The sequence below is a fragment of the Pseudomonas wadenswilerensis genome, from assembly GCF_024749185.1.
Lineage (GTDB): Bacteria > Pseudomonadota > Gammaproteobacteria > Pseudomonadales > Pseudomonadaceae > Aquipseudomonas > Aquipseudomonas wadenswilerensis.
This window is the reverse complement of record NZ_CP087191.1, coordinates 5,504,128-5,527,110: the sequence shown is the minus strand read 5'-3', so window position 1 is coordinate 5,527,110 and position 22,983 is coordinate 5,504,128. Positions and strand designations below refer to the sequence as shown.

Genomic DNA, 22,983 nt, shown 5'->3' with positions numbered 1-22,983 from the left:
ACCTCTTTGCTGCGAACCACGAGTGCACCATTCTGGTGCTCTAGGTCGGGCTTTATAGGCCCTTGAAATTATTTTGTCATCATTCAGAAAGCCAGAACCCATGTCCGATTTGCCAGATACCGACTACACACAACGCTTCATCTTCGACGACCGCGATGTGCGCGGTGAAATGGTCGGGCTGGAGCGCAGCTACGCCGAAGTGCTGGCCAAGCATCCTTACCCGCAGCCTGTCGCCCAACTGCTCGGCGAGCTGATGGCGGCTGCCGCGCTGCTGGTGGGTACGCTGAAGTTCGATGGTCTGCTGATCCTTCAGGCACAGTCGAGCGGGCCGGTGCCCCTGCTGGCCATCGAGTGCACCAGCGAGCACGAAATTCGCGGCCTGGCACGCTATGCGGCCGAGCAGATCGAGGATGATGCAACCCTTGCCGACCTGATGCCTGGCGGGCATCTGGTCCTGACCATCATTCCGGTCAACGGTCAGCGCTACCAGGGCACGGTGGAGCTGGACGGCAAAGACCTGTCGGAGTGTTTCACCAACTATTTCGTCATGTCCCAGCAGATCAACACCTGCATCTCGCTGGCCGCCGACGGGATTCGAGCCCGTGGCCTGCTGGTGCAGCAGCTGCCTGCCGACCGCCAGAAGGACATCGAGGAGCGTGAGGAAAGCTGGAACCATGTGAAAGCGCTGGCCAATACGGTGAAAGCCGAGGAACTGCTGGGTCTGGACAACGAAACCGTGCTGCATCGCCTGTATCACGAGGATGCCGTGCGCCTGTTCGATGTCCAGCCGCTGCATTTCCGCTGCAGCTGCTCGCGTGAGCGCTCCGGTAATGCATTGGTCAGCCTTGGCAAACATGACGCGCTGGAGCTGATTAACGAACATGGCGGCAAGATCGAAGTCGATTGCCAGTTCTGCAATCAGCGCTATCAATTCGATGCCGCCGATATCGAGCAATTGTTCGCCGGTGGCGGTGTAGACACGCCGTCAGATACTCGTCACTAAAACGTTTCATCACAGGTAAATCTCCTGTCTAACGCCGGAAACACGCCGTTCTGACAGGAGGGCCCTACTTTTTTTGGGCGTTTCTGGCATAATCCGGCCACTTTTTTCGCTGTAGTAGTTTGGAAAGATCTACTACAAAACGTTTGGAGCACTCGGCCGCAGGCCGGATGGGGAATCTCATGACGCAAGCCAACAACACCGTCTACACCGACCTGAGCGTCGATGAGCTGGTCAAAGAAGCGCTGAACCGCGGTGAAGGCGAGCTGGCCGACACTGGCGCGCTGGTCGTGAAAACCGGTCACCGCACCGGTCGTTCGCCAGTGGATCGTTTCATCGTCGAAGAGCCGTCCACTCAGGACGCCATCGCCTGGGGCCCGATCAACCGCAAGTTCCCGGCCGACAAGTTCGATGCCCTGTGGGACCGCGTCGAGGCGTTCAACAACGCCCAGGAACACTTCGTTTCCTACGTTCACGTAGGTGCAGCCGCCGATCACTACCTGCCGGTCAAGATGACCACCCAGACCGCCTGGCAGAACCTGTTCGGCCGTTGCCTGTTCATCAACCCGCAGCAGTACAACCCTGCTGGCCGTGATGAGTGGCAAGTACTCAACGTTGCCAACTTCGAGTGCGTGCCTGAGCGTGACGGCACCAACTCCGATGGTTGCGTGATCCTCAACTTCGCCCAGAAGAAAGTGCTGATCGCCGGTATGCGTTACGCCGGTGAAATGAAGAAAGCCATGTTCTCGGTGCAGAACTTCCTGCTGCCGGCTGCCGACGTGCTGCCAATGCACTGCGCCGCCAACATCGGCGAAGAGGGCGACGTGACCCTGTTCTTCGGTCTGTCGGGTACCGGCAAGACCACCCTGTCGGCTGACGAAAGCCGTTACCTGATCGGCGACGACGAGCACGGTTGGGGCGAAGGCGTTGTCTTCAACATCGAAGGCGGCTGCTACGCCAAGTGCATCGACCTGTCCGAGAAGAACGAGCCGGTCATCTGGAAAGCCATCAAGCACGGCGCGGTACTGGAGAACGTCGTCATCGACGACGCCAAGCACGCCGACTACGCCGATGTCAGCCTGACTCAGAACAGCCGCGCCGCCTACCCGCTGGAGCACGTTGCCAAGCGTTCCGAGAAAAACCTCGGTGGCGAGCCTAACGCGGTCATCTTCCTGACCTGCGACCTGACCGGCGTGCTGCCGCCAGTGTCGATCCTCAACGAAGAACAAGCGGCCTATCACTTCCTGTCCGGCTACACCGCACTGGTGGGCTCGACCGAAATGGGTTCGGGCAGCGGCATCAAGTCGACCTTCTCCACCTGCTTCGGCGCACCGTTCTTCCCGCGTCCGGCTGGCGAGTACGCTGAACTGCTGATCAAGCGTATCCGCGGCTTCGGCTCCAAGGTCTACCTGGTCAACACCGGCTGGACCGGCGGTGGCTACGGCGTTGGCAAGCGCTTCAACATTCCGACCACCCGCGCGGTGATCGCAGCGATCCAGAGCGGCGCCCTGATCGGCACCGAAACCGAACACCTGGACATCATCAACGTCGACGTGCCGCTGGCCGTGCCGGGCGTTGAAACCAACCTGCTCAACCCACGCAACACCTGGGCTGACAAGGCTGCTTACGATGAAGCTGCAAAAGCCCTGGCTGGCCTGTTCATCGAAAACTTCAAGAAGTTCGAAGTTTCCGACGCCATCAAGGCTGCTGGCCCACAGCTGTAAGCTGAAGCCCGCGTAAACAAAAAACCGCCCTCATGGGCGGTTTTTTGCTTTCCGGTCCAACGAATCTCTTGTGGGAGGGGGCTTGCCCGAATGATGATCAATTGGTGCTTGATCGCGGGGCAAGCCCGCTCCTACAGTTATGAGCCATCCAATACTCAGGCCCACCATGTCCGAACTCCCTCAGCGCCAAGCCTATCCCCACCTGCACCCGATCCTCAGCCGCTGGCAGGACAGCGACCTCAATGGCCATATCGCCGGTGCCACGGTTTACGCCTACTTCGACACGGCGATCCAGGCGTACCTGCTGCAACAGGCCGGGCTGGACCTGCAGGAAGGCGAGGTCGCCGGCTTCGTGGTCAGCTCGGCGGCGGACTTCTTCGCCTTGCCGGCCTTCCCCGACACCCTTGAGGTCGGCCTGCGGGTGGCGCGCCTGGCAGGCAGTTCGGTGGAGTACCAGTTGGCGTTGTTTCGGGTCGAGGACGGGCAACCCTGCGCGGCCGGCAAAGTGGTACAGGTGTTCGTCGAGCGCAGCTCAGGCCGGCCGGCGCAGTTACCGGCCACGCTGCTGGCGGCGCTGGAGCGCTTGCAAGGCTGAGGCCACTCAATCGTTGAGGCGGATGATCCCTTCGCGTACGGCGAACAGCACCAGGCCCGGTACGTCGTGAATCTGCAGGCGGTGCATGATTTGCGAGCGATGCGCCTCGATGGTCTTCACGCTCAGGCCGAGGCCGTCGGCAATCGAGCGGGTCGATTCACCGCGGGCGATCAGCCGCAGGATTTCCAGCTGGCGTGCGGTGAGCTGCATCGTGGTGCTGCCGCTGGGGCGCTTGCGGCTGTGTTTCACCGCCTGGCCAATGACCATCGGCAGCACCGCTGAGGACAGGTACTGGCCGCCGTTCTTCAGGGCCTGCAAGGCCTGCTCCAGCTCCAGTACGGTGGCGCTCTTGAGCAGGAAACCATGGGCACCCAATTGCAGGCAGCGCATGACGAAGTCCAGCTCCGAGCGCGACGAAAGCATCAGCACGTGGCTGGACGGCACGCGCAGGAACAGCTCGCGCAGAATCTGCTCGCTGTCGAGGGTGTCGGCGGTCATGTCCAGCAGGATGATGTCGGGCTTGAGTTTCTCGGCCAGGGCGACAGCGGTCATGCCATCGCCTGCGTCACCGACTACGGCGTATTGTTTTTTTTGTTCGAGCAGCGCTCGCAGGCCCGCTCGAAAGAGCGGCGAGTCATCGGCAAGTAGTATTCGGCAAAGCATGGGTTCGAGCCTGTTTCGCAAAAGAAGAGGGGCGGCAGGTTTGCTCGGTCCGGATGAGCGCTGCCGCGTGGTGGCGCGATCAGTATCGGGGGCCTGCCGCAGGTCCCGGCAGCGCAGGCCATCATAGGCGTTCGAACACCGAGGGCAGGATCGGCCGCAAGGGCAGGTCAAGCCCGTGGATGCTCTCGCTATGCCCGATCAGCAGCAGGCCGCCCGGGCGCAGGCAGGCCAGCAGGCGATGAACCACGCGCTGCTTCTCATCCTGACTGAAATAGGCCAGCAGATTGCGCAGAAAAATCACATCGAACAGCCCCAGGTCGCCAGCCAGAGGCTGGATCAGGTTGATCTGGCGAAACGTCAAGCGCTCCCGCAAGGACGCAGCCATGCGCATGCGCCCGGCCATCTCGCCGACGCCACACAGGCAGTAACGTTGCAACCAGCCTTCAGGAAAATAACGGGCCTGGGTAACCTCGTAGATGCCTTCGGCTGCCTGCTGTAGCAGGTTGGGGCTGACGTCGCTGGCCAGAACGCTCCAGTCATCGTTTGCGGCGTGTTCGCTGGCCACCATGGCCAAGCTGTAGGCTTCTTCGCCAGAGGCGCAGGCCGCGCTCCAGAGCCTTAGCGGCCGCGGTATGTCGCGCAGCCACTGGGCGAGGAATTCGAAATGGCGATGTTCGCGGAAGAAGTAGCTGTCGCGGGCGATCAACAGGTCTAGCACCCGCTGCTGTTCCTGCTGCTGATCAGGCTGTTCGATCAACTGCAGGTACTGCTCGAAGGCGCTCAGTTGCAGATGCCGCAGGCGCTTTCCCAGGCGCGCAGCCACGGCGGCCCGGCGGTCGGCGGCGAGGAACACGCCAGTGCGCTGGCTGACCAGGGTGCGAAAGCGCAGGAACTGGGCTTCGCTCAGCAACGGAGGGCGGCTGCTGGCAGGCATCTCACTCCCCTCGTGCAATGGGCAATCGGGCCGTCTTTGCGTGATAGATGCGCATTCCCTGCGTCCATTGGCTGATTGGGAACGGCCGATGATAGCTACTGGCTATATTCGCCAGAATCGGGGTTGCCCCTAGGTCGCGGGTGAGTAGCAAGGAGGAGGGAATGTAGAACCTGCCTGGAGTGGCTGGAGGATTGGCCTGCAGGGCTTGATCGGTAACGCGCGGGGTATTGTAGCGATCCCTGCCCGTGAGGGCAGGGTCTAGGAGTTTGGCTTAAGCCCGAAAGGGCTTAGCGGTGACGCCAGTGCTTTTTGTGCTTGCGGTGGCCGTAGTGGTGGCCACGGTCGTAATAACGACGGTCATCGTAGCCGCGGCGGTAGCGGCGGTCATCGCGGTCGTCTTCATCGGCCTTGTTGCCCATGTAGTTACCCAGTGCGCCACCGGCGCCACCACCTGCGGCCGCACCGATGTAGCTGCCAGTGGTACCGCCCATGCTGCGGCCGACCACGTTACCGCCGGCTGCGCCCAGGGCACCACCGATTGCGGCTTCACCACGCTGGCGCTTGTCGGCACCAACCGCACTGCCGGCCGCGCCGCCCAGGCCGGCACCGATTGCACCGCCAGTGCTGCCGCCGATGGATTGACCGACCACTGAGCCGAGTACCCCACCCAATGCGCCGCCAATACCGGCTTCGGTGGTGCCACCTGCCGAGGCAACGCCGCTGAGCAGGCCGAGAGACAACAACAGAATCGAGGAGTACTTCATCAAGAAAGCCTCATAGGGATGACGAGGCGATCCTGAGGCTGGAGAGGGGGGCTGGCAAACGAAATCCGACGAGTAACACGAGTTGTACACAATTTTCTAAGTTACTGTTTTCACTGTGAAACTTTATCGTTTTTCGCTTGTCTGAGTTTACTTGGAACGAGGCCCCGACAGTGATGTCAGGGCCTTTTTTGTGCCTGTCTGCCGCCGATTCTGTCAGAGGATCCGGGCGTTGTCGCTAGCAGGCTGCAGCTGGATCGCAACGAACTTCGAGGTTGGCGTGTGGCTGCCGTCGCCAACGCTTTCCAGTGGCACCAGCGGGTTCACTTCCGGGTAGTAGGCGGCCGCCTGGCCGGCCGGGATATCAAAGGCCAGCAGGGTGAAGCCCTTGACCCGCCGTTCGCGGCCATCACTCCACAACGAGACGATATCGGCCTTGTCACCGGGGTGGAAACCCAGGCGGAGGATGTCGGCTTCATTGGCGAACAGCACGTTGCGCTGGCCCTTGACCCCACGGTAGCGATCATCCAGGCCGTAGATGGTGGTGTTGTACTGATCGTGGGAGCGCATCGACTGCATGATCAGGTCCGGCACCTGGCCGCTGGCGCGCACGCGCTCGTGCAGCAGGTCGTCCGGCAGGGCATTGGCCTTGAAGTTGGCCCGGCCGCTGGCGGTTTTCCATTGACGTTGGCCGGCGCTATTGCCCAGGTAGAAGCCGCCTGGATGCTCCAGACGCTGGTTGAATTTGTCAAAGCCGGGGATGGTCTGGTCGATCAGGTCGCGGATCCGCGCGTAGTCGGCGATCAGCCAGTTCCAGTCCACCGGCTTGGCGCCGAGGGTGGCATTGGCAATCCCGGCGATTACCGCAGGCTCCGAGCGCATTTGCCGTGACAGCGGTTGCAGCTGGCCATTGGAGGCGTGGACCATGCTGAACGAATCTTCCACCGTCACTGCTTGCGGGCCTTCGCCCTGCAGGTCGATATCGGTGCGCCCCAGGCACGGCAGAATCAGCGCCTGCTTGCCATGCAGCAGGTGGCTGCGGTTGAGCTTGGTACTGATCTGCACGGTCAGCTCGCAGTTGCGCAGGGCCTGGGCGGTGCGTTCGGTGTCCGGCGTGGCCTGGGCGAAATTACCACCCAGGGCGATGAACACCTTGGCCTGGCCGTCGGCCATGGCACGGATCGCCTCGACCGTGTTGTGGCCATTGTGCCGTGGCACCTTGAAGCCGAAGCGGCGCTCCAGGGCGTCGAGCAGGGCCACCGGTGGCCGCTCGTTGATGCCCATGGTGCGGTCGCCCTGCACGTTGCTGTGGCCACGCACCGGGCACAGGCCGGCGCCGGGGACGCCGAGGTTGCCGCGCAGCAGCATCAGGTTGGCGATTTCCTGGATGGTCGCGACCGAATGGCGATGCTGGGTGATACCCATGGCCCAGCACATGATGACCTTTTTCGCCTTGCAGTACATGCGTGCGGCGTGCTCGATCTCGGCCAGGGTCAGGCCTGATTGCGCGGTGATCTGCTCCCATGAGGTGGCATCGACGGCTGCCAGGTAAGCCAGTACGTCCTGGGTATGCTGGTTGAGGAAGTCATGATCGAAGATCGCCGGGGCATTGCTGGCCTGGGCTTCACGCTCCCACTGCAAGAGGAACTTGGCCATTCCGCGCAGTACCGCCATGTCGCCACCCAGGGCCGGGCGGAAGTAGGCGGTGTTGGTCGGGCGGTCGCCGTTGGTGAGCATCTCCAGCGGGTGCTGCGGATGCTGGAAACGTTCCAGGCCGCGCTCCTTGAGCGGGTTGACGCATACCACCTGGGCGCCGCGCTTGACCGCTTCACGCAGCGGCTCGAGCATGCGCGGATGGTTGGTGCCGGGGTTCTGGCCCCAGACGAAGATCGCGTCGGCATGCTCGAAGTCGTCGAAAGTTACCGTGCCCTTGCCAACCCCGACACTCTGCCCAAGGGCCACGCCACTGGCCTCGTGGCACATGTTCGAGCAGTCCGGAAAGTTGTTGGTGCCATAGGCACGCACGAACAGCTGGTACAGGTACGCCGCTTCATTGCTGGCCCGGCCGGAGGTGTAGAACTCGGCCTGGTCCGGGCTTTCGAGCTGGTGCAGGTGCTCGGCGATGAGGGCGAAGGCACCGTCCCAGTCGATCGGTTTGTAGCGGTCGGTATTGGCGTCGTAGACCATCGGCTCGGTCAGCCGGCCCTGGTATTCGAGCCAGTAGTCGCTCTGGGCCAGCAACGATGTGACGCTGTGGCGGGTGAAGAACGCGGCATCCACCCGGCGCTTGGTCGCCTCCCAGTTCACCGCCTTGGCGCCGTTCTCGCAGAACTTGACCATGCCGCTTTCCGGCGAGTCGCCCCAGGCGCAGCCCGGACAGTCGAAACCGCCGTTCTGGTTGGTCTTGAGCAGTGCGCGGATGTTCTTCAGGGCGTTGTCGCTGCCGATCCAGGCCTGGGCCACGCTGCGCAGCGCGCCCCAGCCGCCAGCGGCACCGCTGTAGGGTTTGTAGCGAGGCACGGGCTTCTGATCGGCTTGGTGATGCAGGCTCACGTTCTGTTCTCCCGCACGGGGCTGAACACCCGTGGCGCGCTGTGTTTGGGCAGGTGAATAAGATTGAGGTTGTGCCGCCGCGCCCACTGCAGGGCCAGGCCGGTGGGTGAGGACAGGCTGACCAGGGTCTGGATGCCGGCGCGCAAAACCTTCTGGATCAGTTCCAGGCTGCAGCGGCTGGTAACGATAGCCAAGCCACCGTCGAGGCTGATGTGCTGGCGCACCAGGGCACCGATCAACTTGTCGAGGGCGTTGTGCCGGCCGATATCTTCACGGCCCAGCAGGATCTCGCCCTGATTGTTCATGAACAGCGCCGCATGCACCGCGCCGCAATGCTGGCCCAGGGGCTGGAAAGCATCCATGCGCTGGCGCAGGCCTTCAAGCCAGCGCGCTGGCGGCAGCGGCGCGCCGGGCAGCACGGCAAGGTCGGGCAGTGCCTGCTCCACCGCTTCTACACCGCACAGGCCACAGCCGCTGGTACCGGCCAGTTGCCGGCGCTGGGTCTTGAGGTTCCAGAAGGCGCGGTTGGCGATCTCGACGTCGGCATGCACGGCCGAACCCTTGCTGGTGAACTTGACGTCGTAGATCTCGTTGGCCGAGGCAATGATGCCGCTGCCGATGCTGAAACCGACGATAAAGTCTTCCAGGTCAGTGGGGCTGACCAGCATCACCGCCTGGCTGATGCCGTTATAGGCGATCGCCAGGGCGACTTCTTCGGCCAGTGCGGTGTGCGCCTGGCTGTCGTCGGTAAGGTGGCAGTAGTCGTAGGTGTTGCTGGCCGCGGGCGCAGTCACAAGCGGGGTGGACGCCGCACAGGCCGGGGGTTTAGTGCTCATCAGCAGAGGTACCGGCGGCTGTTCAGCTTTAAGCCTAGGCTTGCGCTCGGGTATCGTCTAATCGCTAATGCTGATGCTTTGATAGACGGCGTCGATCAAGCCTCGCCTTGCAGCGCTTGATATTCCGCCAGGCACACCTCGGCCAGGGCCGAGCGTGGCGCCGTGCGGCGCATGATCAGGCCCAGTGGCGCCAGGGTGCAGGCCTGTTCGATCGGTTGCAGGCGCAGCCGTTCGGTGAGCACTTCCAGGCCTGCCGCCAACGGCATGATGGCGCAGCATAGCCCGCCGCTGACGGCCTGGGCCAACTGATGGACGGCATCGGTCTGCAGCAACAACTGTGGTGTCAGGCCGCGGCTGTGGAAATTGTGGTCAATCGACTGGCGAAAATGCATGCCGGCGGTGAGCAGCCCCAGCGGCAGTTCGGTCAGCTGTTGCCAGCTTAGGGGCTGGGCCTCGAAGCGAAAATGATCTGGATCATATAAAAGCCCCATGCGCGTCTCGCCCAGCGGCAGCGACTGGAAGCGTTCATGGTCGAGACGATCGAGGTACGACACGCCCAGGTCCAGCTGGTTGCTGGTCAGCTGTTCGAGGATCTGCTCGGAGCTCAGGGCGCTGAGTTCGAAGCGCAGTTCCGGGTGCTGCTGGTGCATGCGCCGCAGCAGCGGCAGCGGATCGAAGCTCGACAGTGGCACCACGCCCAGGCGCAAGGTGCCGACCAGATGACCACGGCAGGCGGCCGCTTCGGCATTCAGGCCGTCGTAGGCGGCGATCACTGAGCGGGCCCAGGCCAGTACCCGTTCGCCCTGGGCGGTAAAACCCTCGAAGCGCTGGCCACGGTTGACCAAGGCCAGGTCCAGCTCCTGCTCCAGGTTGCGCAGGCGCATCGACAGGGTCGGCTGGGTGACGTGGCAGCGGGCGGCGGCCTGGCCGAAGTGGCGGGTTTCATCCAGGGCGATGAGGAATTTGAGTTGTTTGATGTCCATCGTCGCTCCACGGCGCAAAGCAGGCGAAGCATTCTAACCTGTCCTAGACTCCAGGCTCCGAGATTCATCACCAAGGAGAGCGGTATGAGCATTTTCAGTTTCGTCAAAGAAGCAGGCGAGAAACTTATCGACCTGTTGACCCCGGGTAATGCCAATGCCAGCGAGCAGTTGAAGGAGCACGTGGCGAAGGTCGGCCTGGGTAATCCGAACGTTCAGGCCACAGTCGAAGGCGACAAGGTGATCCTGACTGGCGAAGTCAGCAGCCAGGAAGAGAAAGAGAAGATCCTCCTGGCGGTCGGCAACATTGCCGGTGTTGCGTCGGTGGATGATCAGATCACTGTCACCGGTCCGGTTGTTGCTGCGGCCCGTTTTGTCGTGGTGAAGAAGGGCGACACCCTCAGCGCCATTTCGCTGGCCGTGTACGGCAATGCCAACCAGTACAACAAGATTTTCGAAGCCAACAAGCCGCTGCTCAGCCACCCGGACAAGATCTACCCGGGCCAGACCCTGCGCATCCCCGAGTAATCACAACCCTTCGAGCAACGCCCGGTAGTCCTCTACCGCGGCGAATTCTTCGGTATCCCGTGGCCCTTTGCGGCTGTCCGGCTGGCGCACCGCAAGCAGGTGCGTCACGCCGAAGTCGCGGGCGCTGCGCAGGATCGACAGGGTGTCGTCGATAAACAGGCTGCGTTGCGGGCTGAAGCCGATATCGGCCTGCAGGGCGCTCCAGAACTGCGGGTTCTCCTTGGGGTAGCCGTAGTCGTGGGAGCTGATCAGGCGCTCGAAATACGGCGCCAGCTCCACCCGTTCCAGCTTCAACGACAGCGAGTCGCGATGGGCGTTGGTGATCAGGATCACCCGCTTGCCGGCCTGTTTGATCGCTTGCAGGAAAGTGTCGGCATCCGGGCGCAAGGCAATCAGGTGGGCGGTTTCCAGCTTCAGCTCGCGCACCGAAAGGTTCAGCTCGCGGCTCCAGAAGTCCAGGCAGTACCAGTTCAGCGAACCTGCGTGCTGCTCGAACAGCGGCTGCAACTCGAGCTCGGCCATGGCCCGGCTGATGCCGTGCAGATCGGCGTAGCGCTGTGGCAGTTGCTCGAGCCAGAAATGGTTGTCGAAGTGCAGGTCGAGCAGGGTGCCGTCCATGTCCAGCAGGACGGTATCGATGGTGGACCAGGCTAAAACGGGCATATGAAATTCTCGAGCAGTCAGGAGGCAGCGGCCGGGCAAGCCACGGTATAGTAACCCGTTCACGCCAAGGAGCCGCCCCATGCGCCAGAAACCCACCGTCCTCTCTCGCGAGATCGTCGCCAGCAGCCGCTTGTTCCGCGTCGAAGCCGTGCAATTGCGCTTTGCCAACGGCGCCGAGCGCACCTACGAACGCCTGGTCGGGCGCGGCAACGGTTATGGCGCGGTGATGATCGTGGCGATGCTCGATGCCGAGCATGCGGTGCTGGTTGAAGAATACTGCGGCGGCACCGACGAGTATGAACTGTCGCTGCCCAAGGGCCTGATCGAGCCGGGTGAAGACGTGCTGGCGGCGGCTGACCGGGAACTCAAGGAAGAAGCAGGTTTCGGCGCCCGTCAGCTGGAGCACCTGACCGAGCTGTCGCTGTCGCCAGGCTACATGAGCCAGAAGATCCAGGTGGTACTGGCCAGCGACCTCTACGAGGAGCGCCTGGAAGGCGACGAACCGGAGCCGATGCGCGTGGACAAGATCAACCTGCGCGAGCTTTCGGCCCTGGCCCAGCATCCACAGTTCTCCGAAGGCCGGGCCTTGGCGGCGTTGTACCTGGTGCGAGACCTGCTGAGCCAGCGTGGGGTGTTCCCGCTATGAACAACATTGCCCTGATGCAGCAGGTGGTGGAACTGGCTCGCCAGGCGGGCAAGGCCATCCTGCCGTTCTGGCGCGCCGATGTGGCGGTGACGGCCAAGGCCGATGAGTCGCCGGTCACCGCCGCCGACCTGGCGGCCCATGAGGTGATTGCCGAAGGTTTGCGCGCGCTGGCCCCGGAGATCCCGGTGCTATCGGAAGAAGACTGCGATATCCCCTTGAGCGAACGGCAAGGCTGGCAGCGCTGGTGGTTGGTCGATCCGCTGGATGGCACCAAGGAATTTATCGCCGGCACTGAAGAATTTACCGTCAACATCGCCCTGGTCGAGCAGGGTCAGGTGGTGTTTGGCGTGGTGGCGATTCCCACCAATGGCCGCTGCTATTTCGGCGGCAAAGGCCTTGGTGCATGGCTCGCCGAAGCGGGTGGGGTGGCCAAGGCCATCAGCGTGCGCACTGCGCCTCCTGCAGGTGAGCGCTTTACCGTGGTCGCCAGCCGCCGACATTCCAGCCCGCAACAGGAAGCCTTGCTGGCCGGGCTGAGCCAGGCAGTGGGTGAGCTGGAACTGGCCAACATCGGCAGCTCGCTGAAGTTCTGCCTGCTGGCCGAGGGCGCGGCGGATTGTTACCCGCGCCTGGCACCCACTTCGCAGTGGGATACCGCTGCAGCCCAGGGCGTGCTGGAAGGCGCCGGCGGTGAAGTGCTCGGCCTTGATGGCCAGGCCTTCGTCTACCCGCCGCGCGAATCCTTGCTCAACCCGTTTTTCCTGGCCTTGCCGGCTGCCGCGCCATGGCGCGACAAGCTGTTGCAGCAAGCCTTAGCGGTGTAGCACGTACTGGCCGCTGAACTGCACGGCAGCCTCGCTGCTGCCGGCATTACTGACCTGGGTGTGCAGGTTCAGACGCGCTCGGCCACGGCGTTGATAGGTGGCAATGAAACGCTCCCAGACTTTCTCTTCCGGTGCCGCGCAGGTGGCGATGGCCGCGCCGGTGACCGGTAACGGATAGCTGATCTGGCCTTCCTGGATGACGATATGCCCGTCATCAATCCCCGCTTCACGCAACCTCAGGTGCAACCAGCCCCAACCGACCAGCACTGCAGCGCAGTACAGGCTGCCGCCGAACATGGTGCTCTTGTGGTTGACGTTGGCCTCCAGCGGTAATTGCAGGCGCAGGCAATGCTGCTGCCAGTCGAGTACCTGCAGGCCCATCTGCCGGGTCAGCGGGATGTCGCTGTGCAGTAACGATTCGAGGTAGTGGCTATCCGTGCTCATGAACGGTTGTCCTCCAGGTCATCGCTGTTGTGGTTGCTGTCGGCGAAGCTCAGGCCGTGTTTGCGCAGCTTGTCGTGCAGGGTTTTGCGCGGGATGCCGAGGGCTTCGGCCAGGCTGCGCAACGAGCTGTGCGAGCGCGCCAGTTCGGCGGCGATCAGCGAGCGTTCGAACTGCTCGACCTGTTCGCTGAGGTTACCGCTACCGATGCTTGCCACGGCCTCGTCGGCCGTGGGCGGTACATCACCGTCCAGGGCCAGTTCCAGGCCGAGGGCGAAGCGTTCGGCGGCGTTCTGCAGCTCGCGTACGTTGCCCGGCCATTCATGGCGTAGCAGCAGTGCCCGTTGCGCCGGTTGCAGCGGATGCATCGGCAGGCCATGGCGTTCGCTGGCGGCATCGGCGAAGTGCTGGAACAGTACGAGGATGTCTTCGCCGCGCTCGCGCAGCGGCGGGATGCGCAACGGCGCGACGTTCAGGCGGTAATACAGGTCGGCGCGAAAGCGCCCCTGGTCAGCGGCCTGGCGCAGGTCCTCCTTGGTCGCGGCGATGATGCGGATATCCAGCGGGATCAGCTGGTTGCCGCCCAGGCGCTCGACCACCCGCTCCTGCAGCAGGCGCAGCAGCTTGACCTGTACATCCAGGCTCATGCTTTCGATTTCATCGAGGAACAGTGTGCCGCCATTGGCGAATTCGAACTTGCCGATGCGGCGCTTCTGCGCACCGGTGAATGCACCGGGTTCGTGGCCAAACAGCTCGCTTTCGACCACCGACTCGGCCAGGGCGCCGGCGTTGATCGCCACGAACGGGCCGTCACGACGGCTCGACAGGTCGTGCAGGGCGCGAGCCACCACCTCTTTGCCGGCACCGGTTTCGCCGAGGATCAGCACGTCAGCGCGGGTGCCGGCCAATGCGCCGATCTGCTCGCGCAGTCGCAGCATCGGTGCCGAGTGGCCGACCAGGCGCGTGCTCAGCTCCTGGCGATCGCTCAGGGCCAGGCGCAGGCTGCGGTTGTCCAGCACCAGGCGACGCAGGGCCAGGGCACGGCGCACACTGTCGAGCAGGGCATCGCTGGCGAAGGGCTTTTCCAGAAAATCATAGGCCCCGGCGCGCATCGCCTGCACCGCCAGGGGCACGTCACCATGGCCGGTGATCAGCAGCACCGGCAGTTCCGGGTCCTGGGCGTGCAACTGCTGCAGCAGCTCAAGACCGTCGATCCCGGGCATGCGGATATCGCTGACCACCACCCCGGGCCAGTCTCGCTCGATGCGCCCGGCCAGGCCCTGGGCATCGCTCAGGGGCAGGATTTTCAGGCCGGCGAGGTCGAGGGTCTGGCTCAGCGCCTGGCGCAGGTGCGGGTCGTCGTCGACCAGGATTACCTGCGTGCGGCTGTCGATGAGCGGCTCGGTCGTCATGCCGATGGGTCCTCTGAAGTGGGTAATGTGGCGCCGGGCTTGGCGATGCGCAGCTGCAGGGTGAGCAGGGCGCCGCCTTCAGGGTGGTTGCCCAGCAGCAGCTCGCCGCCCAGTGCACGCATCAAGGTATCGCAGATCGCCAGGCCCAGGCCAAGGCCCTGGGTGCGCGTCTTGGTGGTGAAGAACGGCTCGCGGGCGCGGGCCAGGGCCTGGCTGGTAAAGCCCGGCCCGTTGTCGCGTATGTACAGGTAGACGTTGCCATCACGCTGTTCGGCACTGAGCCAGAGTTTGCGTGGGTTGGCTTTTTCGGTCAGGGCGTCGAGGGCGTTGGCCAGCAGGTTGCCGAGCACCTGGCGCAGGCGGGTTTCACCGGCCTGGACCCACAAAGTGGCTTCCGGCAGGTCGCGCACCAGCTCCACGGCCATCGCCCGCCGGCGCTTGGCCAGTAGCGCCAGGGCATCGTCCAGTGCCGGCTGCAGGGCAACGCTCTCCGGGGCGTGGCGGTCGCGGCGGGCGAAGGCGCGCAGGTGGGCGATGATCGACGCCATGCGCCCGGTCAGCTCGCTGATCAGCTTGAGGTTGCTGCGGGCATCGTCGGTGCGTTGGTGATCGAGCAGGATCTCGGCGTTCTCGGCATAGCTGCGGATCGCCGCCAGCGGCTGGTTGAGCTCGTGGCTGATGCTTGCCGACATGGTGCCTAACACCGACAGCTTGCCAGCCTGCACCAGTTCGTCCTGGGCGCGCACCAGTTCCTGCTGGGCCTGTTCGCGTTCCAGTACTTCGTTCTTCAGGCGGCTGTTGAGGCCTTCAAGGTCGGCGGTGCGCTCGATCACGCGTTTTTCCAGCTCCTGGCGGCCGTGGGCTTCAAAGTCGATGCGGTCCATGTAGTGGCGGCGCCGCTGCATGATCAAGCCGAGCAGTAGCATCACTACCAGCAAGGTAGCGCCACCGATCGCCACCACAGTACGCACCGAGCGGTCGATCAGGGTACGCGGGGCCAGAATGCTGACCTGCCAGCCGGTCTCCTCGATGGTCTGGGTCTGGGTCAGCCAGGCTTTGGGCTCAAGGTTCAACGGCTTGGGCGACTGGGTCGGGTAGGGCTGGATGGCGACGATGGCTTCGCGTTCGGCGTCGCTCAGGGGCCGGGTGGCGCGGAAACGCCAGTCGGGGCGCGAAGTGAGGATCACCACGCCGTTGTGGTCAGTCAGCAACAGTTGCTCGGGGGTCTTGCCCCAGAGGGTTTCGGTATGGTCGAGGTCGACCTTGACCACCAGCGCGCCAATAACCCGGTCGCGGTCACGCACGGCAGCGGCAAAGAAGTAGCCACGCTTGGCCGAGGTGGTGCCCTGGCCGAAGAAGCGCCCCAGGCGCCCGGCGATGGCTTCACTGAAGTAGGGACGGAAGGCGAAGTTGCGGCCAACGAAACTGTCGTGTTTATCCCAGTTGGAGGCGGCCAGGGTGTTGCCGTTGGCGTCCATCAGGTACATGACTTCGGCGCCGGTCTGGGTGGCGATGTCCTTGAGCAAGCGGTTGGCGTTGGTCAGGGTTTCCAGGCGCAGCGGGTCGGCCAGCACGGCGCGCAAGGCTGGCAGGTCGCCGAGGATCTGCGGCAGGGTTTCGTAGCGGTGCAGGGTGCCGAGCAGGTTGGCCACATAGAGATCGAGGGTCTGGCGGTTCTGCCCGGCCAGCTCGTCCTGGTAGTAGCGCTCGGCGAGGTGTTGCAGTGGCCACAGCAATGGCGCCAGGCACACTGCAAGTATGGCCAGGCTGCGCCAGCGAGGGCGGCGGGGTACGGGTGGAGTTATGTTCATCGCAACTGCGCCAGAATGATCTGGCGCATTATGCGCTACTTCAGGCAGTCGATCAGCGCCTGCTGCCAATGCGGCTGGCTGACCTGCCACTGGCGTTGCAGGCGGCTGCAATCGAGGCGCGAGTTCAGCGGGCGGTGGGCCGGGGTCGGGTAGTCGCTGGAGGGGATTGGCAACAGCTCGGCACAAGGCAGGCCCCGGGCCTTGAGTTGCTCACCAATGGCCTGGGCAAAGCCGAACCAGGAGGTTTCACCCTGGGCGGTCAGGTGATAGGTGCCCCAGGCACCGGCCTGGCCAGCCTGCCAGCGTTCGATCAGGGCACGGGTGCTCTGGGCGATGGTACCGGCCCAGGTCGGCGCGCCGATCTGGTCGGCAACGATGCGCAACTCTGGCTTTTCCTGCAGCAGGCGCTGCATGGTCAGCAGAAAGTTGCGCCCGTGGCGCGAATACACCCAGCTGGTACGCAGGATCAGATGCTGGCCACCCACTGCAGTAATCGCCTGCTCGCCGGCCAGCTTGCTGCGCCCGTAGACGCCGAGCGGATTGGGCTCGTCGTCTTCGGTGTAGGGGCTGGACTTGCTGCCGTCGAACACGTAGTCGGTGGAGTAGTGGATCAGCGGGATCCCCAGCTTCGCGGCTTCCTCGGCAAAGACGCCGGGGGCCCGGGCATTGATCGCGAAGGCCAGCTCCGGCTCGCTTTCGGCCTGATCGACGGCGGTATGGGCCGCGGCGTTGATGATCAGGTCGGGCTTGAGCGACTGCACCCGCTCACGAATGCCTTCCGGCTTGGCGAGGTCGAGCTGGTCACGACCCAGCACATGCAGCTGGGCCAGATCGCCCAGGCGCTGTTGCAGCTCCAGGGAAACCTGGCCGTGCTGGCCGCTGATGAGGATGTTCGGCGCACGTGAGGTCATGGCAACAGCTCTGCATCCTTCAGGCGGCTGCCGTTCTGATCCTTGGCCGATAACTGCGGCGCCTCGTTCAGTTGCCAGTCAATCGCCAGGTCCGGGTCATCCCAGCGGATGCAACGTTCCGCCGCTGGATTGTAGTAATCGGTGGTCTTGTAGAGGAACTCGGCGGTGTCGCTGAGCACGACAAAACCGTGAGCGAAGCCTTCGGGGACCCAGAGTTGGCGGTGATTGTCGGCGGACAGTCGGGTAGATACCCATTGGCCGAAGGTAGGCGAGCTTCGGCGGATATCGACCGCGACATCCAGCACTTCACCGCGGGTCACTCTGACCAACTTCCCCTGGACGTTCTCCAGTTGATAGTGCAGGCCGCGTAACACGCCCTTCTGCGAGCAGGAATGATTGTCTTGCACGAACTGGCTGGTAGTCCCGGTCAGTTCCTGGAAGCTTCGGGCATTGAAGCTCTCGTAGAAAAAACCACGGCTATCGCCAAAAACCTTGGGTTCAATGATCAGTACGCCTGGCAAGCGGGTAGGAATCACGTTCATGGCTGTTCTTCGGCCAGAGAGTAGAGGTACCGACCATAGCCGGTCTTGCCAAGCGCCTGGGCACGCTCGAGCAGGCGGTCGCGATTGATCCATTGCTTCTGATAGGCGATCTCCTCCAGGCAAGCCACTTTCAGGCCCTGCCGGTGCTCGATGGTCTGCACATACTGCGACGCTTCCAGCAGGCTATCGTGGGTGCCGGTATCGAGCCAGGCGAAGCCGCGGCCAAAACGCTCCACGCGCAGGTCGCCACGCTTGAGGTAGGCGTTGGTGACATCAGTGATTTCCAGCTCGCCGCGGGCAGACGGTTTGACACCCTTGGCAATTTCGATCACGTCGTTGTCATAGAAGTACAAGCCGGTGACCGCGTAGTTGGACCTGGGGTTGCTCGGCTTTTCTTCAATCGACAAGGCGCGGCCCTGGTCATCGAAATCGACCACCCCGAAACGTTCCGGATCCTTGACCCAGTAGCCGAAGACTGTGGCCCCCGAGGCGCGGTCGATTGCCCGCAGCAACTGTTCGCTGAAACCCTGGCCGTGAAAGATGTTGTCGCCCAGGATCAGGCACACCGAATCATCGCCGATGAACTCCTCGCCAATCAGGAAGGCTTGTGCCAGGCCATCGGGCGAGGGCTGCTCGGCATAGGAAAGTCGGATGCCGAACTGGCTGCCGTCGCCGAACAGCTGGCGATACTGGGGCAGGTCCTGAGGTGTGGAGATCAACAGGATGTCGCGAATTCCGGCGAGCATCAGCACCGAGATCGGGTAATAGATCATCGGCTTGTCGTAGATGGGCAGCAGCTGTTTGGATACCCCGAGGGTAATGGGGTGCAGGCGAGTGCCGGAGCCGCCTGCCAGGACAATACCTTTGGTCATGCAATAAGATCCTTGAAATCACTGGCGCCCAGGCGTTGGCCTTGATAGCTGCCATCTTGAACGTGCTGGCACCACTCCAGATTCTCCAGGTACCACTGCACCGTCTTGCGCAGCCCGGTCTCGAAGGTCTCTTCGGGAACCCAGCCCAGCTCACGCTCGATCTTGCTGGCGTCGATCGCATAACGCTGATCATGGCCAGGACGATCCTGCACGAACGTTATCAGGTCGGCGTAGCGGGCAACGCCAGCCGGATGTTGTGGCGCCAGTTCTTCGAGCAGTGCGCAGATACCCTGGACCACGTCGATGTTCTTCTGCTCGTTGTGACCGCCGATGTTGTAAGTCTCGCCGACCTTGCCTTCAGTCGCGACTTTGACAAGCGCGCGGGCATGGTCCTCGACGAACAGCCAGTCACGCACCTGCAAGCCGTTGCCATACACAGGCAGCGGCTTGCCGGCGAGGGCGTTGAGAATCACCAGCGGTATCAGTTTTTCCGGGAAGTGGAAGGGACCGTAATTGTTGGAGCAGTTGGTCAGCAGTACCGGCAGGCCGTAGGTGCGATGCCAGGCACGGACCAGATGGTCGGACGCAGCCTTGCTCGCGGAGTAGGGCGAGCTGGGTGCGTACGGGGTGGTTTCGCTGAACAGGTCATCGACGCCGTGCAGGTCGCCATATACCTCATCGGTGGAAATGTGATGGAAGCGAAAGGCCGCCCGTTCAATGGTTGGCAAGCCGGACCAGTAGGCGCGGGTCGCCTCCAGCAAGGCATAAGTGCCGACAATATTGGTGTGAATGAACTGTGCCGGGCCATCGATCGAACGGTCGACATGGGACTCGGCAGCCAGGTGCATGATCACCTGGGGCTCGAAGCGTTGCAGCACAGCGCCGACGGTAGCCTGGTCGGCGATGTCGGCCTGGACGAACTCGTAACGCGTATCCGTGGCAATGCTGACCAGCGATTCCAGATTGCCGGCGTATGTCAACTTGTCCAGGTTGAGCACTTCATGTTCGGTGTTCCGGATCAGGTGACGGACCAGGGCCGAGCCGATGAAGCCGGCACCGCCGGTAATGAGAATGCGCATGTCGAATGGCCTTTCGCGTAGCAGGAGGGACTGATGAAGCCTAGCGTGTGGGCAGTTTCCCTGCTGAGCAAGGAAATTGCGAGTGCTTAAAGGGTATCGGCTGAAGTCAGCAGAATTTACTTCTTTTATCTGGCTGTGCTTGCTTATCGGCAGGCACAGTGGCGATATAAGCAACAAAAAAAATGAGGTTCCCTGCCCATGCCGCTTACCACCCTGATCCACCGTTCCAGTCAGCCATGCCCTGACGTCAGCCCGCAGCAAGCAGCGACCCTGTTGCAGGATCACTATGGGCTAAGCGGCTCACTGCAAGCGCTGGGTAGCCAGCAAGACCTGAATTTTCGCCTGGACGCCCCCAGCGGGCGCTATGTGCTGAAGGTCTGCCATGGCGACTATGCCATTGCGGAGCTCCAGGCCCAGCATGCTGCCCTGGGCTATTTGCATGACCAGGGAGTGCCGGTACCTGCGGTGTTGGCAGCACGTACCGGCGAGCAGTTGCTGGCGGTGAACGTGAACGGTCAGGGCTTGCGCGTGCGCTTGCTCGACTATATAGAAGGTCAGTCGCTGACCCGTATCAAGCACATGGAGCCGCGCCTGGTGGCTGAGCTGGGCCGTCTTTGTGCACGAGTCGACCTGGCCCTGGCCGACTTCACCCACCCGGGGCTCGAACGAACCTTGCAATGGGACCCACGGCACGCCCAGGCATTGATCGCTCACCTGTTGCCGGTGTTGGCCAAAAGCCCGCAGCAAGCGCGGGTAAGTGCCGCCGCAGAGCAGGCCAGGGAATGTCTGCAACCGTTGGTCGACAAGTTGCCGATGCAGGCGGTACATCTGGACATCACCGATGATAACGCCGTCTGGGCGCGCGATGAGCAGCGCCAGTGGCAGTTGCAAGGCGTCATCGATTTCGGCGACCTGATGTACACCTGGCGCGTCGCCGACCTGTCGGTGACCTGCGCGGCATTGCTGCATCACGCCGAAGGCGACCCGTTGCGGATACTGCCGGCAATCGAGGCCTACCATGCGCTCAACCCGCTGACCGAAGCCGAACTCAAAGCCTTGTGGCCATTGGTGGTGGCCCGCGCCGCGGTGCTGGTACTGAGCAGTGAACAGCAGTTGAGCGTCGACCCGGGTAACAGCTATAGCCGCGACAATCTGGCCCATGAGTGGGAGATCTTCGACGTCGCCACCAGCGTGCCTTTCGAACTGATGGAGGCGGCGGTCCTGCAGGTGGCCGGGCATGAGATGCCCGCGTTGGTGCTGGAAGGTTGCGTGCCGTTGTTGCCGCCAACGCTCGCACATCAGGTTGTAACGGCGGACCTGGGCGTCCTCAGCGAGCACTACCAGGCAGGGAACTGGGAGCAGCCCGGCATTGACCAGCAGTTGCTGGCCGAGCAGGCGACAGCGTCGGGCGCGGCCTGCTCCTTGTATGGGCAATACCGCCTGTCGCAGACGCACATCGACAACCCTGCAGAGCCTGCGACCTTTGCCTTGCAGGTTGAATTGCTGCTACCGCTCGGCACGACGTTGCAGGCGCCCTGGGCCGGTACCTGGCATCAGCATGGCGAAGACAGCGGCTGCCTTGAGGGCAAGGAATGCAGCCTGTGGCTGCACGGGTTGGGCGCCGCGCCAGAGGATGGTCAGAAGGTCACTCCAGGGCAGGCATTGGGTGCCAGTGCCGGACTTTTCAGTGCTCAACTATGCCGGATTGCCGGGCTCTACCCGCCAGCCTTTGTCGAGCCGTCACGGGCACAGGCCTGGCAGGCACTCTGCCCCTCGCCGCAGGCCATCCTCGGCATTGCCTGCGACGCCGAACCGCTGGTCGATGCCCAGGCCTTGCTGGCTCGGCGCGATGCCAGTTTCGCCCGCTCGCAGAAGCACTACTACCAGCAACCGCCGCATATCGAGCGCGGCTGGCGTAACTACCTGTTCGACATGCAGGGGCGGGCTTACCTGGACATGCTCAACAACGTTGCGGTACTCGGTCACGGGCATCCGCGCATGGTTGCCGAGTCGGCGCGGCAATGGTCATTGCTCAATACCAACTCGCGCTTCCACTATGCAGCCATCGCCGAATTCTCCGAGCGCTTGCTGGCCCTGGCTCCGAGCGGCATGGACCGGGTGTTTCTGGTCAACAGCGGCACCGAGGCCAACGACCTGGCGATCCGTCTGGCCTGGGCCTACAGCGGTGGGCGCGACCTGCTGAGTGTGCTCGAGGCCTATCACGGCTGGTCGGTAGCTACCGATGCGATTTCCACCTCCATCGCCGACAACCCCCAGGCCTTGAGCACAAGGCCGGACTGGGTACACCCGGTGATTGCACCGAACACCTATCGCGGCGCCTATCGTGGCGCCGAGAGCACCGCCGATTACCTGCGTGACGTCGATGCCAGGCTCGACGCACTGGCCGCCGAGCAACGGCAACTGGCCGGCTTCATCTGTGAGCCAGTTTACGGCAATGCCGGCGGCATCTCGCTGCCGCCGGGTTACCTGCAGCAAGCCTATGCCAAGGTCCGTGCAGCGGGCGGCGTGTGCATCGCCGATGAAGTGCAGGTTGGTTACGGCCGTCTTGGCACCTGGTTCTGGGGGTTCGAAGAGCAGGGCGTAGTGCCGGACATCATTACCATGGCCAAGGGCATGGGTAACGGCCAGCCATTGGGCGCGGTCATCACCCGCCGGGAGATTGCCGAGGCGCTGGAAGCCGAGGGCTATTTCTTTTCCTCTGCCGGTGGCAGCCCGGTCAGCTGCCGCATCGGCATGGCCGTGCTCGATGTCATGGAAGAAGAAGGGCTGTGGGACAACGCCCGTGAAGTCGGCGGCTACTTCAAGTCGCGGCTGCAGCAGTTAGTCGATAAACATCCGCTGGCAGGTGCCGTACACGGTTCCGGCTTCTACCTGGGGCTGGAACTGGTGCGGGATCGCCAGACCCTGGAGCCGGCCAGTGCCGAGACCACGGTCCTGTGCAACCGCCTGCGCGACCTGGGTATCTTCATGCAGCCCACGGGCGATTACCTCAACATCCTCAAGATCAAGCCGCCGATGTGCACCACCCGGGCAAGCGTGGACTTCTTCGTCGACAGCATCGACCGGGTACTGTCAGAAGACCTGTAACGCTTGAGCAAAAGCCGGTTAATTCGATTGTTATCGGATTAACCGGCTTTTTACTGGCTAATATTTTCGCAATGTTACTTTTAAAGCCGATATTTGTCGG

General features: G+C 63.0%; 21 protein-coding genes. 7 read left to right on the top strand and 14 right to left on the bottom strand.

All coding sequences use genetic code 11. The annotated features are described in order from the left end of the window. Window positions 1-100 precede the first annotated feature (100 nt). The 3 genes from hslO to LOY45_RS25400 all read left to right on the top strand — a co-directional run bounded on the left by hslO (window position 101) and on the right by LOY45_RS25400 (window position 3,319). Window positions 101-1,003, top strand: a complete 903-nt coding sequence (gene hslO, locus LOY45_RS25410) for an Hsp33 family molecular chaperone HslO (RefSeq protein ID WP_115084844.1) — start codon at window positions 101-103, stop codon at window positions 1,001-1,003. A 179-nt stretch (window positions 1,004-1,182) separates the two neighbouring features. Then, window positions 1,183-2,724, top strand: a complete 1,542-nt coding sequence (locus LOY45_RS25405; RefSeq protein ID WP_115084845.1) for a phosphoenolpyruvate carboxykinase — start codon at window positions 1,183-1,185, stop codon at window positions 2,722-2,724. Window positions 2,725-2,890: 166 nt separating this feature from the next. Continuing rightward, window positions 2,891-3,319, top strand: coding sequence for an acyl-CoA thioesterase (locus LOY45_RS25400; RefSeq protein ID WP_115084846.1), 429 nt, complete (start codon window positions 2,891-2,893; stop codon window positions 3,317-3,319). A gap of 6 nt (window positions 3,320-3,325) precedes the next feature. On the opposite strand, the gene LOY45_RS25395 is transcribed toward LOY45_RS25400, so the two are convergent. The 6 genes from LOY45_RS25395 to LOY45_RS25370 all read right to left on the bottom strand — a co-directional run bounded on the left by LOY45_RS25395 (window position 3,326) and on the right by LOY45_RS25370 (window position 10,049). Further along, entirely contained in the window at window positions 3,326-3,982 is a 657-nt protein-coding gene (locus LOY45_RS25395) for a response regulator (protein WP_026001197.1), read from the bottom strand. A gap of 121 nt (window positions 3,983-4,103) precedes the next feature. Beyond that, on the bottom strand, window positions 4,104-4,916 hold the full coding sequence (locus tag LOY45_RS25390) for a CheR family methyltransferase (protein WP_115084847.1): 813 nt from the start codon (window positions 4,914-4,916) through the stop codon (window positions 4,104-4,106). A gap of 287 nt (window positions 4,917-5,203) precedes the next feature. Beyond that, complete coding sequence (locus tag LOY45_RS25385; RefSeq protein WP_176470452.1) at window positions 5,204-5,683, bottom strand: glycine zipper domain-containing protein; 480 nt, start codon at window positions 5,681-5,683, stop codon at window positions 5,204-5,206. Window positions 5,684-5,893: 210 nt separating this feature from the next. After that, window positions 5,894-8,230: an FdhF/YdeP family oxidoreductase gene (locus LOY45_RS25380; protein ID WP_115084848.1), complete on the bottom strand. Its 2,337-nt coding sequence runs from the start codon at window positions 8,228-8,230 to the stop codon at window positions 5,894-5,896. Further along, on the bottom strand, window positions 8,227-9,066 hold the full coding sequence (fdhD, locus tag LOY45_RS25375) for a formate dehydrogenase accessory sulfurtransferase FdhD (RefSeq protein WP_115084849.1): 840 nt from the start codon (window positions 9,064-9,066) through the stop codon (window positions 8,227-8,229). The genes LOY45_RS25380 and fdhD overlap by 4 nt, the downstream gene beginning before the upstream one ends. 95 nt (window positions 9,067-9,161) lie before the next feature. Continuing rightward, on the bottom strand, window positions 9,162-10,049 hold the full coding sequence (locus LOY45_RS25370; RefSeq protein ID WP_134064858.1) for a LysR family transcriptional regulator: 888 nt from the start codon (window positions 10,047-10,049) through the stop codon (window positions 9,162-9,164). 84 nt (window positions 10,050-10,133) lie between these two features. On the opposite strand from LOY45_RS25370, the gene lysM reads away from it, so the two are divergent. Beyond that, window positions 10,134-10,574, top strand: coding sequence for a peptidoglycan-binding protein LysM (lysM, locus tag LOY45_RS25365; protein WP_115084851.1), 441 nt, complete (start codon window positions 10,134-10,136; stop codon window positions 10,572-10,574). Here the strand turns inward: lysM and yrfG are convergent, their stop codons facing one another. Continuing rightward, entirely contained in the window at window positions 10,575-11,237 is a 663-nt protein-coding gene (gene yrfG / locus LOY45_RS25360; protein WP_115084852.1) for a GMP/IMP nucleotidase, read from the bottom strand. Window positions 11,238-11,316: 79 nt separating this feature from the next. Between yrfG and nudE the strand changes: the two genes are divergently transcribed. Both nudE and cysQ read left to right on the top strand, forming a co-directional pair. Further along, on the top strand, window positions 11,317-11,883 hold the full coding sequence (gene nudE, locus LOY45_RS25355) for an ADP compounds hydrolase NudE (RefSeq protein WP_115084853.1): 567 nt from the start codon (window positions 11,317-11,319) through the stop codon (window positions 11,881-11,883). Continuing rightward, window positions 11,880-12,707: a 3'(2'),5'-bisphosphate nucleotidase CysQ gene (cysQ, locus tag LOY45_RS25350; RefSeq protein ID WP_134064856.1), complete on the top strand. Its 828-nt coding sequence runs from the start codon at window positions 11,880-11,882 to the stop codon at window positions 12,705-12,707. The genes nudE and cysQ overlap by 4 nt, the downstream gene beginning before the upstream one ends. On the opposite strand, the gene LOY45_RS25345 is transcribed toward cysQ, so the two are convergent. The 7 genes from LOY45_RS25345 to rfbB are packed head-to-tail and all read right to left on the bottom strand — an operon-like array spanning window position 12,696 to window position 19,775. Next, complete coding sequence (locus LOY45_RS25345) at window positions 12,696-13,151, bottom strand: YiiD C-terminal domain-containing protein (protein WP_115084855.1); 456 nt, start codon at window positions 13,149-13,151, stop codon at window positions 12,696-12,698. The two genes, cysQ and LOY45_RS25345, sit on opposite strands and share 12 nt — an antisense overlap. Beyond that, window positions 13,148-14,560, bottom strand: coding sequence for a sigma-54-dependent transcriptional regulator (locus LOY45_RS25340; RefSeq protein ID WP_258578545.1), 1,413 nt, complete (start codon window positions 14,558-14,560; stop codon window positions 13,148-13,150). Before LOY45_RS25340 ends, LOY45_RS25345 begins: the two co-directional genes overlap by 4 nt. Next, window positions 14,557-16,371 carry a sensor histidine kinase gene (locus LOY45_RS25335; RefSeq protein WP_115084857.1) on the bottom strand — a complete coding sequence of 605 codons (1,815 nt, stop codon included), beginning with the start codon at window positions 16,369-16,371 and terminating at the stop codon, window positions 14,557-14,559. Before LOY45_RS25335 ends, LOY45_RS25340 begins: the two co-directional genes overlap by 4 nt. 35 nt (window positions 16,372-16,406) lie before the next feature. Next, on the bottom strand, window positions 16,407-17,282 hold the full coding sequence (rfbD, locus tag LOY45_RS25330) for a dTDP-4-dehydrorhamnose reductase (protein ID WP_258578544.1): 876 nt from the start codon (window positions 17,280-17,282) through the stop codon (window positions 16,407-16,409). Further along, window positions 17,279-17,824, bottom strand: a complete 546-nt coding sequence (gene rfbC / locus LOY45_RS25325; protein WP_258578543.1) for a dTDP-4-dehydrorhamnose 3,5-epimerase — start codon at window positions 17,822-17,824, stop codon at window positions 17,279-17,281. The genes rfbD and rfbC overlap by 4 nt, the downstream gene beginning before the upstream one ends. Further along, complete coding sequence (rfbA, locus tag LOY45_RS25320) at window positions 17,821-18,696, bottom strand: glucose-1-phosphate thymidylyltransferase RfbA (protein ID WP_134064848.1); 876 nt, start codon at window positions 18,694-18,696, stop codon at window positions 17,821-17,823. Before rfbA ends, rfbC begins: the two co-directional genes overlap by 4 nt. Then, window positions 18,693-19,775 carry a dTDP-glucose 4,6-dehydratase gene (rfbB, locus tag LOY45_RS25315; RefSeq protein WP_258578542.1) on the bottom strand — a complete coding sequence of 361 codons (1,083 nt, stop codon included), beginning with the start codon at window positions 19,773-19,775 and terminating at the stop codon, window positions 18,693-18,695. The genes rfbA and rfbB overlap by 4 nt, the downstream gene beginning before the upstream one ends. 198 nt (window positions 19,776-19,973) lie before the next feature. Here rfbB and LOY45_RS25310 point away from each other — a divergent pair, with 198 nt between their 5' ends. Beyond that, window positions 19,974-22,883, top strand: coding sequence for an aminotransferase (locus LOY45_RS25310; protein WP_258578541.1), 2,910 nt, complete (start codon window positions 19,974-19,976; stop codon window positions 22,881-22,883). Window positions 22,884-22,983: the final 100 nt, after the last annotated feature.

Coding starts and splice junctions, on each gene's coding strand:
- hslO (WP_115084844.1), top strand. CDS start 101: ATGTCCGATTTGCCAGATACCGACTACACACAACGCTTCATCTTCGAC.
- LOY45_RS25405 (WP_115084845.1), top strand. CDS start 1,183: ATGACGCAAGCCAACAACACCGTCTACACCGACCTGAGCGTCGATGAG.
- LOY45_RS25400 (WP_115084846.1), top strand. CDS start 2,891: ATGTCCGAACTCCCTCAGCGCCAAGCCTATCCCCACCTGCACCCGATC.
- LOY45_RS25395 (WP_026001197.1), bottom strand. CDS start 3,982: ATGCTTTGCCGAATACTACTTGCCGATGACTCGCCGCTCTTTCGAGCG.
- LOY45_RS25390 (WP_115084847.1), bottom strand. CDS start 4,916: ATGCCTGCCAGCAGCCGCCCTCCGTTGCTGAGCGAAGCCCAGTTCCTG.
- fdhD (WP_115084849.1), bottom strand. CDS start 9,066: ATGAGCACTAAACCCCCGGCCTGTGCGGCGTCCACCCCGCTTGTGACT.
- LOY45_RS25370 (WP_134064858.1), bottom strand. CDS start 10,049: ATGGACATCAAACAACTCAAATTCCTCATCGCCCTGGATGAAACCCGC.
- lysM (WP_115084851.1), top strand. CDS start 10,134: ATGAGCATTTTCAGTTTCGTCAAAGAAGCAGGCGAGAAACTTATCGAC.
- yrfG (WP_115084852.1), bottom strand. CDS start 11,237: ATGCCCGTTTTAGCCTGGTCCACCATCGATACCGTCCTGCTGGACATG.
- nudE (WP_115084853.1), top strand. CDS start 11,317: ATGCGCCAGAAACCCACCGTCCTCTCTCGCGAGATCGTCGCCAGCAGC.
- cysQ (WP_134064856.1), top strand. CDS start 11,880: ATGAACAACATTGCCCTGATGCAGCAGGTGGTGGAACTGGCTCGCCAG.
- LOY45_RS25345 (WP_115084855.1), bottom strand. CDS start 13,151: ATGAGCACGGATAGCCACTACCTCGAATCGTTACTGCACAGCGACATC.
- LOY45_RS25340 (WP_258578545.1), bottom strand. CDS start 14,560: ATGACGACCGAGCCGCTCATCGACAGCCGCACGCAGGTAATCCTGGTC.
- LOY45_RS25335 (WP_115084857.1), bottom strand. CDS start 16,371: ATGAACATAACTCCACCCGTACCCCGCCGCCCTCGCTGGCGCAGCCTG.
- rfbD (WP_258578544.1), bottom strand. CDS start 17,282: ATGACCTCACGTGCGCCGAACATCCTCATCAGCGGCCAGCACGGCCAG.
- rfbC (WP_258578543.1), bottom strand. CDS start 17,824: ATGAACGTGATTCCTACCCGCTTGCCAGGCGTACTGATCATTGAACCC.
- rfbA (WP_134064848.1), bottom strand. CDS start 18,696: ATGACCAAAGGTATTGTCCTGGCAGGCGGCTCCGGCACTCGCCTGCAC.
- rfbB (WP_258578542.1), bottom strand. CDS start 19,775: ATGCGCATTCTCATTACCGGCGGTGCCGGCTTCATCGGCTCGGCCCTG.
- LOY45_RS25310 (WP_258578541.1), top strand. CDS start 19,974: ATGCCGCTTACCACCCTGATCCACCGTTCCAGTCAGCCATGCCCTGAC.